The sequence below is a fragment of the Rhodococcus sp. LMD genome, from assembly GCF_056108245.1.
In genome coordinates, this window is record NZ_CM148557.1 from 3827041 (window position 1) to 3841368 (window position 14328).

14 protein-coding genes are annotated in these 14328 nt (G+C 68.4%); all 14 read right to left on the reverse strand.

All coding sequences use genetic code 11. The features are described 5' to 3' along the window. Positions 1 to 240: 240 nt before the first annotated feature. The 14 genes from ACWPQI_RS17370 to rplA all read right to left on the reverse strand — a co-directional run bounded on the left by ACWPQI_RS17370 (position 241) and on the right by rplA (position 14211). Positions 241 to 1101, reverse strand: a complete 861-nt coding sequence (locus ACWPQI_RS17370; RefSeq protein ID WP_474738409.1) for a hypothetical protein — start codon at positions 1099 to 1101, stop codon at positions 241 to 243. Positions 1102 to 1122: 21 nt separating this feature from the next. After that, on the reverse strand, positions 1123 to 1719 hold the full coding sequence (locus tag ACWPQI_RS17375; protein WP_040271969.1) for a type II restriction endonuclease: 597 nt from the start codon (positions 1717 to 1719) through the stop codon (positions 1123 to 1125). Between the two features lie 95 nt (positions 1720 to 1814). Continuing rightward, a complete protein-coding gene (locus ACWPQI_RS17380) occupies positions 1815 to 3062 on the reverse strand; it encodes an MCE family protein (RefSeq protein ID WP_010592011.1) in 1248 nt (415 codons plus the stop codon). Next, on the reverse strand, positions 3062 to 4336 hold the full coding sequence (locus ACWPQI_RS17385) for an MCE family protein (protein WP_026137590.1): 1275 nt from the start codon (positions 4334 to 4336) through the stop codon (positions 3062 to 3064). Before ACWPQI_RS17385 ends, ACWPQI_RS17380 begins: the two co-directional genes overlap by 1 nt. Beyond that, on the reverse strand, positions 4333 to 5580 hold the full coding sequence (locus ACWPQI_RS17390) for an MCE family protein (RefSeq protein WP_017680018.1): 1248 nt from the start codon (positions 5578 to 5580) through the stop codon (positions 4333 to 4335). The genes ACWPQI_RS17385 and ACWPQI_RS17390 overlap by 4 nt, the downstream gene beginning before the upstream one ends. Beyond that, complete coding sequence (locus ACWPQI_RS17395; RefSeq protein ID WP_010592014.1) at positions 5580 to 6575, reverse strand: MCE family protein; 996 nt, start codon at positions 6573 to 6575, stop codon at positions 5580 to 5582. Before ACWPQI_RS17395 ends, ACWPQI_RS17390 begins: the two co-directional genes overlap by 1 nt. Continuing rightward, positions 6572 to 7651, reverse strand: a complete 1080-nt coding sequence (locus ACWPQI_RS17400) for an MCE family protein (protein ID WP_040271964.1) — start codon at positions 7649 to 7651, stop codon at positions 6572 to 6574. Before ACWPQI_RS17400 ends, ACWPQI_RS17395 begins: the two co-directional genes overlap by 4 nt. Then, entirely contained in the window at positions 7648 to 9015 is a 1368-nt protein-coding gene (locus tag ACWPQI_RS17405; RefSeq protein ID WP_010592016.1) for an MCE family protein, read from the reverse strand. Before ACWPQI_RS17405 ends, ACWPQI_RS17400 begins: the two co-directional genes overlap by 4 nt. Continuing rightward, a complete protein-coding gene (locus tag ACWPQI_RS17410; protein WP_026137591.1) occupies positions 9012 to 9872 on the reverse strand; it encodes an MlaE family ABC transporter permease in 861 nt (286 codons plus the stop codon). The genes ACWPQI_RS17405 and ACWPQI_RS17410 overlap by 4 nt, the downstream gene beginning before the upstream one ends. Before the next feature lie 4 nt (positions 9873 to 9876). Beyond that, the gene (locus tag ACWPQI_RS17415; RefSeq protein ID WP_010592018.1) at positions 9877 to 10677 is read right to left on the reverse strand and encodes an MlaE family ABC transporter permease; all 801 of its coding nucleotides are present in this window, start codon (positions 10675 to 10677) and stop codon (positions 9877 to 9879) included. Positions 10678 to 10685: 8 nt separating this feature from the next. Continuing rightward, positions 10686 to 11786, reverse strand: coding sequence for an ABC transporter ATP-binding protein (locus ACWPQI_RS17420; protein WP_026137592.1), 1101 nt, complete (start codon positions 11784 to 11786; stop codon positions 10686 to 10688). Between the two features lie 313 nt (positions 11787 to 12099). Beyond that, entirely contained in the window at positions 12100 to 12486 is a 387-nt protein-coding gene (rplL, locus tag ACWPQI_RS17425) for a 50S ribosomal protein L7/L12 (protein WP_003937621.1), read from the reverse strand. Positions 12487 to 12591: 105 nt separating this feature from the next. Then, complete coding sequence (gene rplJ / locus ACWPQI_RS17430) at positions 12592 to 13125, reverse strand: 50S ribosomal protein L10 (RefSeq protein WP_003937620.1); 534 nt, start codon at positions 13123 to 13125, stop codon at positions 12592 to 12594. 372 nt (positions 13126 to 13497) lie between these two features. Continuing rightward, complete coding sequence (gene rplA, locus ACWPQI_RS17435; RefSeq protein WP_010592020.1) at positions 13498 to 14211, reverse strand: 50S ribosomal protein L1; 714 nt, start codon at positions 14209 to 14211, stop codon at positions 13498 to 13500. Positions 14212 to 14328: the final 117 nt, after the last annotated feature.

Consider the following 14328-nt stretch of genomic DNA (forward strand, 5'->3'; position numbering starts at 1 on the left):
GTCGGCGGAACGGGCCCCGGAGGGCAACGCTCCCCGCGATGCGGTCGAGAGATGGACAGGAGGCAGCCAGCGCAAAGTCCGAACTTACACCCAAAAGTCGCAGATGTCGAGCGACGGCACGAAAAGAAGCGCCCGACCCCGGGCGCCCAGGACGCATGTTCGTGCGTGCGTACCGATAGAGTGACCGCTCACGCCGCCCGCGTCAAGAGCAACCGGGCCGATTCCCGGTCGGCGCGCTCGTCAGCTGTCCCGGATCTCCGAGACCAGCCACTTGCCGTCGATCTTCTCCATCCGCACCAGAAGCGGCGCCGACGCACTGCCCTGGGCGACCGCGTCGCCGGTCGCGCTGACACTGATGAACGCCGCGACCTCGGCCCGGTCGTCGTCGAGCATCGACGCACCGATGTGGTCGATGCGCACCTCCGTCGCGGTGTGCGTCTGCACCGCCGCCTGCTTGGTGACCTCCGCGGTCAGATCGAACTCCTCCCGCATCGGCGGGGTGAGGACCTCGCGGATCTCGGCGAAGTCCTCGTCGATCGTCTCGTAGTTGTAGCCGTGCATCGTCTCGATCGCATTGCCGGCAGCGGCGGTGACCTCGGACGTCGCGGTGCTGTCGACCCACGCCTCGTTGCTCCCCGTCGCGCCGGGACGGGCGGCCGCGACCGCGGCGAACGCACCGAGCGCGAGCGCGGCCCCGCCGACGATCGCCACCGCACGCCAGCTGCCGCGCGAGGCGGTGCCGGCGGCCTGCGCTGCCGGCTCCTCCGCGTCCCCACCGTCGTCGACGGGCGCCGGTTCATGCGGCTCCGGGGCGCTCGTCCGGTCGGATCCGGAGCCCGGCCCCGCCGGGGCCGCCGAGGACCCGGTCGCTTCGGCGGCCGCCGTTCCCGCTCCCGCCGTCGGAGCCGGGGGGGACTCGGGCGGGGTCGGCTCGAGCGGGGTGGACTCGGGCGAGGGGGACTCCGGCGGGGTGGGTCCGCTCGGGGTGGGCCCGGTGGCCTCGGGGCGGACGGCACCGCCTGTCCGGCCCGTCCCCGCGATCTTGGGCCGTCGCCCCCTCGGGGGGCCGGCCGGATTGGGCTTGCGACGCTGCGGGGGCACTACACACTCTCCTTCATCGGCTCACTCGCCTGCGGCGGGACCGGGTTCGGCCGGGGGCACGGGGGCGGGTTCGGCCGGGGGCACGGGGGCGGGTTCGGGCGGCGCGGGTTGCTGCGCGCCCTCCGCCGGCCCGGCACCGAGCTGCACCGAGTCCAGCGGCTGGATCGTCTCCGCCTTCCACACGTCGCCGTCCTTGCGCATCGCCACGTTCACGGTGACCTTGTTCTCGACGAAGTTGTCGGGCCAGGTGGTCTTCACCGCCAGGACGATCAGGGCCTGCGCCGTGTCGGCGTCCGTGTCCAGCGCGGTCAGCGAACCGAACAGCACGTCTGCCGACATGCCCGTGCCCGTCTGGGCCACCTGCTCCCGGATCTGCTGCTCCGTCGCGGCCAGATCGTTGTTCAGGGCCTCGCCGGTGATCGACGACCGCATGTTCTCGATCGACGTGTCGACGTCGGCGGCGTCGACACTGTTGAGGTTGATCGCGGCCTGCATCGCCCCGGACAGGGCCGCGTCCCGCGCCTCGGCCGCCGGACGGTCCACGAGCAGGGCCCGCCCCCACCCGAAGCCGAACCAGGCGGCCGCGACGAGGGCGACCACCGCCAGCACACTCACCACTGCCAGAACGATCCTGCGTATCGTGTCGCCGCCCGCCCCCGCCGTCTGCGGGGGACGGGACGTCGTTTCTGAACTCACTGCACCAACCTACTTACCTACTTCGGGGTGACTCCGAGCAGCGGCGCGAGCTGCGTCGCGATCGGATTCAAATTGAGCTTGTCCGGGTCCTTCTTCGGCGTGAAGTCCCACGGCTGGATCGTGGCCGGGTCGGCGAACACGATCCGGTTCGCGCTCCGCACGCCGGTGACGCTGCCCTGCGGGACCTCGCAGGATGCCTCCGTGTTGAACGGGAAGTCCTGCTGGGTGTCGTCGAAGTTGGGATCCCGGCGCTGCATCTCGTCGAGGATCGCCTGGGTGCCCTCGTACCCGATGGTGCACGACGGCGGGTTGTTCGTCTCGAACAGGATGCCCTGCCGGACCGCACCGTCGCCGGGCGCCACGGTCCCGGCGCTGGCCGCGACGGCCGGCAGGAACGCGAGCAGCGGCTGCAAGGCCACCGCCTGCGGGCCGAGCTTGTCGCCGAGCAGCGCCAGGTTCGTCAGGTTCGCCGTCAGGCCGGGGCCCGAGTCCGCGACCAGCTGCGTGAGTTCCTCGCTCGCCGCCGTCCCGGTCTCGAGGAGGCGACGGACGTCCGGGTCGCTGTCGCGCAGCTGCGCGGTCACCAGGTCCAGATCCGCACTGAACTGCCGGATCGCCGACGCCTGCACCGACTGGGTGTCGAGCACGGTCTGGCTGTCGCGGATCAGCGACACCGTCTGGGGCAGGTACTGCACTCCGGCGTCGCTGAGCTGGGCCAGAGAGTCCACGAGGGTCTGCAGCTGGCCGCCGCGGCCGTCGAACGCGGCCCCCAGTTCGGTCACCACCGTGCGCAGCGAGTCCACCGGCACCGACCGGACGAGCGCGTTCGTGCTCACCAGGAGGTCCTGCACCGGCACCGGCACGTCGGTGGCGTCCTCCCCGATCACCGAGCCTTCCTCGAGGTAGGGACCCTCGTCGGTGTCCGGCAGCAGGTCGACGTACTGCTCGCCGATCGCCGAGCGGTTCGCCACCACGGCACGGGTGGACGCGGGGATCTGCGGCCCGCCGTTGTCGAGGAGGAGGGTGACGTCGATGCCGTCCTCGGTCAGACCGAGTTCCCCGACCCGCCCGACCGGCACGCCCCGGTAGGTGACCTCGGCGTTGGTGAAGATGCCCCCCGAATCGGCGAACCGGGCGTGGACGGTGTACTGCCCGAACCCGAGCAGGTTGTCGAGGCGCACGTACCGCGCGCCGACGAAGACCACGCCGAGCAGCGCGATCACCACGAACGCGACGATCTGTACCCGCAGCAATCGCGATTTCATCATCGCCCTCCCCCGACTCCGAGCTGGTTGAGCAGGCCTTCCAGCGGATTGGCCGGCGCTGCACCGGAGTCCGGCGCCGCGGCGGGCAGGCCGGGCAGCGTCACCCCCGGCGGCAGTTCGAGTCCCGCCGGCAGCCTCGGCTCCGGAAGCTCCGGCAGCAGCGAGACCGTGGGCCAGCCCCGTCTCGGCCCGTTGCCGTTGTAGTACGGATTCGACGGATCCACGACGGGCTTGGGCTCACCGAACTTGGGCTGCCGGTAGACCGGTTCACCCTGTCCGACGCCGAGCGAGGCCAGCGCGTCCCCGATCTGCATGTCCACAGCGAGGAACAGGTTGACCGAGCCACCGAGGGCGATCCTCTCGACCCCGTCCGGGAAGGGCACCGTCGGGATGAACGGCAGCGCCTTCACCAGGTCGTCCCCGGACGCGGCGAGCTGCTGCAGCGTGGGGCGCAGGGCCAGCAGGTCGGCGATCAGGTTCTCCTTGGACTGGTCGAGCACGTCGGTGCCCACGGTTCCCAGCCGGTCGAGCTGGACGAGCAGCTCGGTCAGCTGCGGACGCTGCTGCTCGAGCACCGCCGTGGCCACCGGCAGGTCGTCGAGGATCGCCGCGACCCGGTCGTTCTGCTCCGCGACCCGGACGGTGAGCACGTCGAGGCCGTCGAGGGCGCGGGTGATGTCGTCACGTTGCCGATCGAGACCGTCGATGAGCCGATCCGCCTGTTGCAGAAGGCTCTTCGTGGTGCCTTCGCGTCCCTCGAACGCGGTGGACAGCTCCTCGACCACGGGCTGCAACTGGCCGACGCCGCCACCGTTGAGCAGCAGCGAGAGCGCACCGAGTACGGGTTCGAGCTCCGTGGCGTGCCGGGTCCGGTCCAGCGGAATGACGTCGCCGTCGGCGAGCAGTTCACTCGACGGGTCGCTCGGCGGCGGAGTGAGCTGGACGAACTTCTCACCCAGCAGGCTGGTCTGTTCCACCGCGGCATACGCGTTGGCCGGCAACTCCACCGCCGAGTCCACCACGATCCCGACGTCCGCGGTCCACCCGTCGGGTCCCACGGACACCGTCTCCACCCGGCCGACGGGCACGCCGTCCACCTTGACGGTCGACTGCGGCACGAGGTCGAGCACGTCGTCGAACTGCACGGTCACGTGGATCGGGTCCGAACCGACGTCCGCGCCACCGGGCAGGGGCAGGCTCTCGGCGCCACCGCACGCGGACACCGCGAGGGCCGTCGCGCAGGCTCCGGCACCGAGAATCACCGAGCGTCTCACTGTCCGCCCTCCTCGAGGTTCAGGCGCTGGGATTCGACACCGGGCACGGTGCCGGGCACCACCTGACGCTGGATGTTCTCGCCGCTGAGGACACCGAACGGCAGGATCAGATCCGGGGTCCGGATGTCGTTGGTGATCTGTTCGGCGAGGCCGGAGCACTGATCGATCAGCGGCTGCATCTGTCGGCCCAGCTGCTCGAACCTCGGGTCGCCCGGCACGAGCCGACCGAGATCGATGAGCTTGCACATCACGCCGGCCGGGTCCTGCAGGTCGGTCACCACCAGACGGGAGGCGAGCGACCCGGATTCCGCGTCGTAGGAGTTGACCAGGTTGCTCACGGCCAGGGGCAGCAGGGTCAGCGAATTCACCAGTGAATCCCGGTTGGCAGCAAGGTTGTTCGTCACGGGGACCAGGGCGTCCACGTTGTCCTTCAGCGCCGCCTGATTGTCGTTCACGAACTGCGCGACCACCCCGAGCGACTCCGACAGCTGATTCAGCGCGAGCCCGAGGTTCTCCCGTTCACCGGCCAGGTAGCCCGACAGGTCCGACAGCTGGGTGTTGAACTCGCGCACCTGCTGATCGTTCGCCGCCAGCGCGGATACGAAGATCTGCAGGTTCTCGATGGTGCCGAACAGGTCACCCCGCGACTCGTTGAGCGTGCGCGACGCGGCGGAGAGCTGCTCGATGGTCTGGCCGAGCGCAGCACCGTTGCCCTCGAGGTTCTCGGCGCCGGTCTCCACGAATCGGGTCAGTGCCCCGTCCTTGTTCGCGCCCTCCGGGCCGAGAGCCCGCGACAGCTCGTCGACGCTGGCGTACAGCTCGTCCACCTCGACCGGGGTGGCGGTCCGTTCCCGCGGGATGACGGCGCCGTCGGCCATCGTCTCGCCACCGGTGTACGCGGGAGCGAGCTGCACGTAGCGGTCCGCGACGACCGACGGGGTGATCTGCACGGCTTTGGCGTCGGCGGGGATGTCGACGCCGCGGTCGACACGCATGTCCACCCGCACCTGGTCCCCTTCCGGGACGACCGCGGTGACCTTACCGACCTCGACGCCGAGGACCCGGACGTCGGACCCCTCGTACACGCCGACGGCCTTGTCGAAGTACGCGGTGATCTCGGTGGTGCCCATGCGGTTGAAGACCCACCACAGCACGCCCGCGATCAGCACCACGGCCGCGACGATCGCGGCGATCAGCACGATCGGGCCGCGCCGTGAGCCGCCACCGGACTCGGCATGCGACATCAGTTCTCTCCCAACGTGCGAACCGGATCGCGGTATCCGGGGATCTCGGGCAATCCGGGCGGAATGAGGTTGACGACGACCTGGTCGAACCAGCGGCCGTTGCCGACGACGTTCGAGTACAGCCGGACGAACGGCTCGTACAGCTTCATCGCCCGGTCCAGATCGTCGTTGCGGTCCTGCAGGATCTGGACGACACCCCGCAGCTGGTCGAGCGCCGGACCGATCGTCGCCTCGTTGTCACGGACCAGGCCGGTCAACTCCGCCGACAGCCGCTGCGTCCCCGTCAGCAGCTGTGAGATGGCCTGCTGGCGGTTGTTGAGTTCGGCGATCAGCAGCGCTCCGTCGCTGATCAGCCGGTTGAACTCCGCGTTCCGGTCCGCGAGGATCTGCGACGTCCGGCCGGTCGCCTCGAGCAGCCGCTTCAGTTCCTGGTCCCGGCTCGCCACCGTCTGCGACAGCCTGGTCACGCCGTCCAGCGAGGCCCGGATGTCGTCCGGTGTCTCGGAGAACGCCTCCGAGAGGGTGTCGAAGCTCGTGGCCAGCTGCTCGGAGTCGATCTCGCCCAGAGTGGTGGCCGCCGACGAGAACGCCTCGATCACGTCGTACGGGGCGACGGTGCGCGACAACGGAATCCGATCGTCCGGATCGAGCACCTCCGTGCCCCGCGGCTCCAGGGCGAGGTACTTCTGGCCCAGGATGGTCTTGATCTGGATCGAGGCGGAGGTGTCGTCGCCGAGCCAGGCGTCCTTGACCTTGAACGACACGAGCACCCGGTCACCGTCGAGCTCGATGTCGGTGACCTGGCCGACCTTGACGCCGGCGATGCGCACCTCGTTGGTGGGTTTGAGGCCGGCCGCCTCGGTGAACTCCGCGCGGTAGGTGGCGCCGGCCCCGATGATCGGCAGCGAATCCAGGAAGAAGGCCGACAGGGTGGCCAGCAGGACCACGAGAATCCCGAGGGCGCCGGACACGGCCGGACTGCGACGTCTGCTCATCGTCCCTGCAACTCCTGCATCCCGTCCTGCGTACAGCGCTTCGCGGCATTGGTGTAGATCGGCTGGTTCACCGTGGGAAGACCCGTCGGCAGATTCAGGTACGGAACCGAACCCGGACCGGCGATCACGTCGATGCCGCACAGGTAGAACTGGAACCACGACCCGTAGCTCGCGACCCGGCCCAGCTTCTCGAGCTTGACCGGAAGGGTCGCAAGGATCTCGTCGACCGCGTCGCGGTTGTTGTTCAGGTTCGCCCCGAGCTGCTCGACCGCCGTGATCGAACCGGCGATCGCCGGCCGGGTCGGCTCGAGCAGATCGGCCGTCGCGTCCGTCAGCCCGGCCAGCGACTGTACTGCCGCACCCACCGTGTCGCGGTCGGCGGCCAGTCCGCTCACCAGCGCCTGGGTGTTGACGAGCAGCGAGTCGAGCTGCGCGTCCCGCTCGTTGATGTTGGTGAGCACCGAGTTCAGGTTGTCGATGACCGCGCCGATCACCCGGTCCTTGTCGGCGATCGTGTTGGTCAGGCTCGCCGTCGTGCGCACCAGGTCGTCGATGGTCCCGGATTCGCCCTGGAACACCTGGACGATCTGCGAGGACAGCGTGTTGACGTCCTCGGCGCTGAGGGTCTGGAACAGGGGGCGGAAACCGTTGAACAGGGTGGTCAGGTTCACGGCCGGTTTGGTGCGTTCCAGCGGGATGGTGTCGCCGTCGGTCAGCTTCATCCCCTGCATGCCCTCACCCTGGTCGAGAGCGATGTACCGCTGGCCGACGAGCGTGCGGTAGCGGATCGTCGCCGTGGTCGCGGCGGGCAGCCAGTCCCGATCGGACACCGAGAACGTCACGCGCGCCTCGCTGCGGTCCACGATCTCGATCTCCTCGACCTGGCCGACGCGGACGCCGGCAATGCGGATGTCGTCACCCTCGTTGAGCGAGGTCACATCCGAGAAGATGGCGTGGAACTTCGTCCCGCCCCCGCCGCCGAGGCTCGCGATGGTCGCCGCGAGCATCCCGGTGGCGAAGATCGTGACCACGGCGAAGACGATCAGCTTGATCAGTGGTGCTGCCAGGCCTCTCATCGGAAGCTCACCTCCGTTCCACGCAGTGCGGGCGCACCCAGGCGCGTCGTCCAGGTCGGCACGTCCTCGGGCGCGATGCCCGTCGCCTCCCCGTACACGACGTCGAGGGCGTCCTGCTCGGCCCGGGACCCGGAGTACGCGACCTGCGCCGTCGCCGGGGTCGTCCCGATCAGCTCGCCGACGTCGTTCGGCACCCCGGACCCCTCGGGCGCCGGGAAATACGACATGGACTCCGGCCCCGGATTCCGGGACGGCACCTGGTAGGAACCGTCGTTGATCGAGCCGCCGGGGTACTGCGGGAAGAACCGTCCCGGGGCCGTGACGTTGTCGTAGCAGGTGGGGCCACGAGTGTCGAGCAGGCGCGGCTCGTCCTGGTTCGGCAGGTACCGGCCCTTCGGATTGACGAACTGGATGCTCGCCCGGACGCCGGGGAACGGGTCGTCGGCCGCGAGCACGCCGGCGGCGGCGGGCGCCGCGTCGGCGAAGCCCTTCAGCATGCACGGGTACGACGGCGAGTACCGCGCCAGCAGCTGCAGAGCCTGCTTGGAGTCGGCGGCGATGCTGATGATCGAGGCGGCGTTCTGTTCGAGCAGCCCGGCGGTCGCCGACGACGCTCCCGTCGCCGTGACGAGCAACGTCTCGAGCTGGTTCTCCTGCTCGACCACCGTGTTGCCGGTGGTGCGCAGGTTGTCGAGGGCACTGATCAGATCGGGCGCGGCGTCGGAGTAGGTCTGGGAGAAGTCCGCGAGTCCGCGCAGATCCTCCTGCACGGCCGGGAGTTCCACGTTGACCTCGCGGAACACCTGTTCGAGCCGGTCCACGGTCTGCCCGAGGGTCTCGCCGCGTCCGCTCAGGCCCTGGGCCAGGGCGCCCAGGGTGTTCGCGAGGTCCTGCGGCGGGATGGCCTCCAGGAGGGGCAGCAGGCCGTCGAGCACCTCGCCGAGTTCGACGGTCTCGGCGCTCGTGTCCTGCACCAGGGTGTCCCCTGCCTGGACCGGGCGCGCCGGCTGGTCCGGCAGGATCAGCGAGACGTACCGTTCGCCGAACAACGTCTTCGGCAGCAGCTGGGCGGTCGCGTTCGCGGGGATCAGGGCGGCCTTGTCCGGTTCGAGCGCGAGATGCGCGGTCACCGTCCCGCCCTCGGCCGTCGTGCCGCGCACCTCGCCGACGATCAGCCCCCGCACCTTGACGTCCGCGTTCATCGGCAGCGCGTTGCCGATCTCGTCGGTCACGAGGTCCACCTCGACGACCTTCTTGAAGGTCTTGTTGTACATAGCGATCGTGACGAACAGGAACAACCCCAGCACGACGAAGAACATGAGGCCGAGGACCCTCCGCTTGAGGGTCGAGGGAGTCGGGTTCATCCGGCCACCCTCACGGTCGTGGAGGTGCCCCAGATGGCGAGGCTGAGGAAGAAGTCGAGCACGGCGATCGTAACGATCGCGGTGCGGACGGCACGGCCGACAGCCACGCCGACGCCGGCCGGACCACCGCTGGCGTTGAAGCCGTAGTAGCAGTGGATGAGGATCAGGAAGAACGCGAAGACGAGCACCTTCGCGAACGAGTACAGCACGTCCTCCGGTGGCAGGAACAGGTTGAAGTAGTGGTCGTACGAACCCGACGACTGCCCGTTGAACATCGTGCTGATCACGCGTGTCGCGAGGTACGCGGCGAGCAGGCCGATGATGTAGAGCGGGATGACGGCGACGAAACCGGCGATCATCCGGGCGGTGACGAGAAACGGCACCGACGGCACCGCCATCACCTCGAGCGCATCGATCTCCTCGCTGATCCGCATCGCACCGAGCTGGGCGGTGAAACCACAGCCCACCGTCGCCGACAGCGCCAGCGCCGCGACGATCGGCGCGAGTTCGCGCGTGTTGACGTATGCCGACAGGAAGCCGGTGAGCACCGAGGAGCCGAGTTGCTCGAGGGCGGCATAGCCCTGCAGACCCACGACGACGCCGGTGAATCCCGACATCATCGCGATCACGCCGATGGTTCCGCCGATGACGGCGAGCGCGCCGCTGCCGAAGGTGACCTCGGCGAGCAGCCGCAGCACCTCCTTGCGGTAGTGGACGAGGGTGCGTGGGGTCCAGGCGATGGCCCGCGCGTAGAACGACATCTGGTCGCCTGCCCGATCCAGCATGTCGAGAGGAGCGCGCACGATTCTGCGCCCGCGGAGCCAGATGACATCTCCGCGGCCCTTTGCGATTGTCATCGAGTCAGGATCCCTTCGCCGGAACGATCTGCAGGTACACCATCGTCAGGATCAGGTTCGCGAAGAACAACAGGAGGAAGGTGATGACGACGGTCTGGTTGACGGCCTCACCGACACCCTTCGGTCCGGCGCCGGGGTGCAGGCCCTTGTAGGCCGCGACGACGCCGGCGATGACACCGAAGATCGCTGCCTTGATCTCGGCCACGTAGAGGTCGGGTAGCTGGGCCAGGGCCGAGAAGGATGCCAGGTAGGCGCCCGGAGTTCCGCCCTGCAGGATGACGTTGAAGAAGTAGCCGCCGGCGATGCCGACCACGGACACCAGCCCGTTGAGCAGCAGCGCGACGAGCACCATCGCGAGCACGCGCGGGACCACGAGGCGTTGCACCGGGTTGATACCGAGCACCTCCATCGCGTCGATCTCCTCGCGGATCGTGCGTGACCCGAGGTCGGCGGTGACCGCGGAACCGGCCGCGCCGGCGATCAGCAGCGCGGTCACGATGGGACTGCCCTGCTGGATCACCGCCAGTACGCTGGCGGCGCCGGTGAACGACTCCGCGCCGAGCTGCTTGATCAGCGACCCGGTCTGCAGCGAGACGACGGCACCGAACGGAATCGCCACGAGGGCGGTGGGCAGGATCGTCACGCTCGCGATGAACCACGCCTGCTCGATGAACTCGCGGAACTGGAACGGCCGGCGGAACAGGTTGCGCACGACGTCGACGAACAACTCGACGATGTTTCCGGCCTGGGTGAGTGCACCGTGTATCGGACGCACGAACGAGCTGGTGCCCGAACCGACCCCCATGTGTTCTCCTAGCTGGTGTGGTGGCGGGCGGACTCGTCGTACCCGTCACCGGGGTACGCCGGAATGACCTGCGTGTCGTCGTCGCGGTAGGAATGGTCCTGATACGCCGGTGCCGCGTGCGATCCGTTGCTCTCCTCGAAGGATTCGAGGATGGCGTGCTGGGCGGGCTCGGGCAGGGTGTGGAGGATGTGCCGCACCCGGTCCTGCCGGCGGCGCACCGCCTGCCGCTCGGGCATCCCCGGGGTGGCTTTCATCTGCGGGACGATGCCCTCGATGTCGTCCACGCCACCGGCGTGATGCCCGGCCTCGACGAGCGCCTGTTCCTGCGCCATCGTGGCCTCGTCCTTCTCCTCCGACATCCCGATCGGCCCGATCATGGTGCCGTTGAGGAACTGCTTGACCACCGGCTCGTCGCTGGTGAGCAGCACCTCACGCGGACCGAACATCACCAGTTCGCGCCGGAACAGCATGCCGATGTTGTCCGGCACCGTGCGCGCCAGGTTGATGTTGTGCGAGACGATCAGGATCGTCGCGTCGATCTCGGCGTTGATGTCGATCAGTGTCTGGGAGATGTAGGTGGTCCGCACGGGGTCGAGTCCCGAGTCCGGCTCGTCGACCAGGATGATCTGCGGGTCGAGCACCAGTGCCCGCGCCAGCCCGGCGCGCTTGCGCATGCCGCCGGAGATCTCGCCGGGCAGCTTGTCCTCGGCGCCGAGCAGACCGACGAGCTCGAGCTTGTCCATCACGATCTTGCGGATGTCGGACTCGGACTTCTTGGTGTGCTCGCGCAGCGGGAACGCCACGTTGTCGTAGAGGTTCATCGACCCGAACAGCGCGCCGTCCTGGAACAGCACCCCGAACAGCTTGCGGATCTCGTAGAGCTCCTTGCTCGAGCACTGCAGGATGTCGGTGCCGTCGATGACGATCGAGCCCTGCTCCGGCCGCAGCAGACCGATCAGCGACTTGAGGAACACCGACTTGCCCGTGCCGGACGGGCCCAGCAGGGCACTCACCTCGCCCGCCGGGAGGGTCAACGTCACATCCTGCCAGATCCGCTGAGACCCGAAGGACTTCGTCAAGCCCTCGACAGCTACTTCGACTCCCACCATTACCTCCGCACGGCTCGATGCTGTTCCCCACTGTGGATTGCGTCACTGTAGCGCATCGAAGTGTTACCTGTGACACGGGATCCTACTAGCGAGTAAGAACACAGGTCAACTCGGGCATAACACCCGTCGATCAGGGTGATGACCTGCGTCTTTGCCGTCCCCGTGCGGCATTGACGTCAACCTATCGCGGATGCATTCCGCGTGCCCGCCGAACCGGTCACGAATGCGCGAAAAGGCCGCTGCCCACGGACGTGAATCCGTGGGCAGCGGCCTTGCCGGATCGCTCGACCGGAGTCGAGCAGCCTCGCACCTCTTACTTGACGGTGACCTTGGCGCCGGCCTCTTCGAGCTTCGCCTTGGCGGCGTCGGCAGCGTCCTTGGCGACCTTCTCCAGGATCGGCTTCGGAGCGCCCTCGACGAGGTCCTTGGCCTCCTTCAGGCCGAGGCCCGAAACGATCTCGCGGACGACCTTGATGACCTGGATCTTCTTGTCGCCGGCACCCTCGAGGATGACGTCGAACTCGTCCTGCTCGGACTCGGCCTCGGCGGCAGCGGCCGGGGCGCCGGCAGCGGCGACGGCGACCGGAGCGGCAGCGGTGACCTCGAAGGTCTCCTCGAAGGCCTTCACGAACTCCGAGAGCTCGAGGAGGGTCAGTTCCTTGAACGCGTCGAGCAGCTCTTCGGTGGTGAGCTTCGCCATGGTGGCGGTCCTTCCTTGTGGATCCCATGTCGCTGATCCGCGACCGGATGGGATACGCGCCGGGGCGCGCGGGGTGGGTGGGTCAGTGATTCGCGAGGGTGCGGATCAGCTTGCGGCAGACTCCTGGTCCGCCTTCTTCTCCTGCAGAGCGGCCGCGAGACGGGCCACCTGCGAGGCAGGAGCGTTGAACAGGCCGGCGGCCTTTGCCAAGTTGCCCTTCATCGCGCCGGCGAGCTTGGCCAACAGCACCTCGCGGGACTCGAGGTCCGCGATCTGGTTGACCTGTTCCACGGACAGCGCAGCGCCGTCCATGTAGCCGCCCTTGATGACGAGCGCCTTGTTGTCCTTCGCGAAGGTCTTCAGGGCCTTCGCAGCGTCGACCGGCTCGCCCTTGATGAACGCAATGGCGGTCGGTCCGACGAACAGGTCGTCAAGGCCCTCGACGCCCGCCTCTGCGGCGGCACGCTTGACCAGGGTGTTCTTGGCGACGGAGTAGGTGGCACCCTCTCCGAGAGCGCGTCGCAGCTGCGTCAGACTGGTCACCGACAGACCACGGAACTCCGTGATCACGGCGGCAGTCGAGTCCTTGAACTGCTCGGTGATCTCCGCAACCGCGGAAACCTTCTCAGGCTTTGCCATACTTCGCCTCCTCTCAGTAACAGTCGTTTTCCCGCTCGGGAAGTTCCACTCGAAATCCGTAAAATGCAAAACGCCCCGGTGCAGGGCACACGGGGCGTACAGAGAGAAGGACGGCATCGCGAACGATGTCGTATCTCCCCTACCTCGTCCTCCTGCGTGGGCCGCCGGGCAATCCCGGACCTTCAACCGAATCCACACGCGGACCCGGTGACCAACGGTCTTGGGTAGAACATGATCGGGGTGAAGATCGGCACGCGCCGAACTCCGCGAGCCAGCGTACCCGACGGGACGCGCCGACGCAAAACGGCCGGCACGGAGCAGTTCCGTGCCGGCCGTTCGTGCGTTGCCTGCGAAGACCGGGTACCGGTCTCCTTACTCGGCGTCCTCGAGGAGGTTCCGGGTGCGCGACGGATCCACCGGGATGCCCGGGCCGGTGGTGGTCGCGATGGTGACCTTCTTGACGTAACGCCCCTTCGCGGTGGACGGCTTCGCACGCAGGACCTCGTCCAGCGCGGCAGCGTAGTTCTCCACCAGCTTCGCGTCGTCGAACGACGCCTTGCCGATCACGAAGTGCAGGTTCGAGTTCTTGTCGACGCGGAAGTTGATCTTGCCGCCCTTGATGTCGGCGACGGCCTTCGTGACGTCCGGGGTGACCGTGCCCGTCTTCGGGTTCGGCATCAGACCGCGCGGACCGAGGACACGCGCGATGCGGCCGACCTTGGCCATCTGGTCCGGGGTCGCGATCGCGGCGTCGAAGTCCAGCCAGCCGCCCTGGATCCGCTCGATCAGGTCCTCGGCGCCGACGGCGTCCGCACCGGCGGCCTCGGCCTCGGCGGCCTTCTCGCCCACCGCGAACACGATGACGCGGGCGGTCTTACCGGTGCCGTGCGGCAGGTTGACCGTGCCGCGGACCATCTGGTCCGCCTTGCGGGGGTCCACACCGAGGCGCATGGCGACCTCGACGGTGGCGTCGTAGTTCTTCGACGAGGTGTCCTTCGCGAGCCGAGCGGCCGCGAGGGGGCTGTAGAGCGTCGAGGCGTCGATCTTCTCAGCGGCGGCGAGGTACGCCTTGCTGCGCTTTGCCATTGTTCTGTCCTAACTTGTCACCGGAAGGTGAACGGTTCGGTCGTGGTTGTCGAGCCTGGCCGGCCCTCCCACGGATTACTGCTGCCGGGCACTGGGCCCTGCGGGTCCCGAGCGGCG

Bases quoted from the DNA above. Each gene is read 5' to 3' on its own strand.
- ACWPQI_RS17420 (WP_026137592.1), bottom strand. From the start codon at position 11,786: ATGGTGGGAGTCGAAGTAGCTGTCGAGGGCTTGACGAAGTCCTTCGGG.
- rplA (WP_010592020.1), bottom strand. From the start codon at position 14,211: ATGGCAAAGCGCAGCAAGGCGTACCTCGCCGCCGCTGAGAAGATCGAC.
- ACWPQI_RS17405 (WP_010592016.1), bottom strand. From the start codon at position 9,015: ATGAACCCGACTCCCTCGACCCTCAAGCGGAGGGTCCTCGGCCTCATG.
- ACWPQI_RS17380 (WP_010592011.1), bottom strand. From the start codon at position 3,062: ATGAAATCGCGATTGCTGCGGGTACAGATCGTCGCGTTCGTGGTGATC.
- ACWPQI_RS17400 (WP_040271964.1), bottom strand. From the start codon at position 7,651: ATGAGAGGCCTGGCAGCACCACTGATCAAGCTGATCGTCTTCGCCGTG.
- ACWPQI_RS17390 (WP_017680018.1), bottom strand. From the start codon at position 5,580: ATGTCGCATGCCGAGTCCGGTGGCGGCTCACGGCGCGGCCCGATCGTG.
- ACWPQI_RS17415 (WP_010592018.1), bottom strand. From the start codon at position 10,677: ATGGGGGTCGGTTCGGGCACCAGCTCGTTCGTGCGTCCGATACACGGT.
- ACWPQI_RS17395 (WP_010592014.1), bottom strand. From the start codon at position 6,575: ATGAGCAGACGTCGCAGTCCGGCCGTGTCCGGCGCCCTCGGGATTCTC.
- rplJ (WP_003937620.1), bottom strand. From the start codon at position 13,125: ATGGCAAAGCCTGAGAAGGTTTCCGCGGTTGCGGAGATCACCGAGCAG.
- ACWPQI_RS17410 (WP_026137591.1), bottom strand. From the start codon at position 9,872: ATGACAATCGCAAAGGGCCGCGGAGATGTCATCTGGCTCCGCGGGCGC.
- rplL (WP_003937621.1), bottom strand. From the start codon at position 12,486: ATGGCGAAGCTCACCACCGAAGAGCTGCTCGACGCGTTCAAGGAACTG.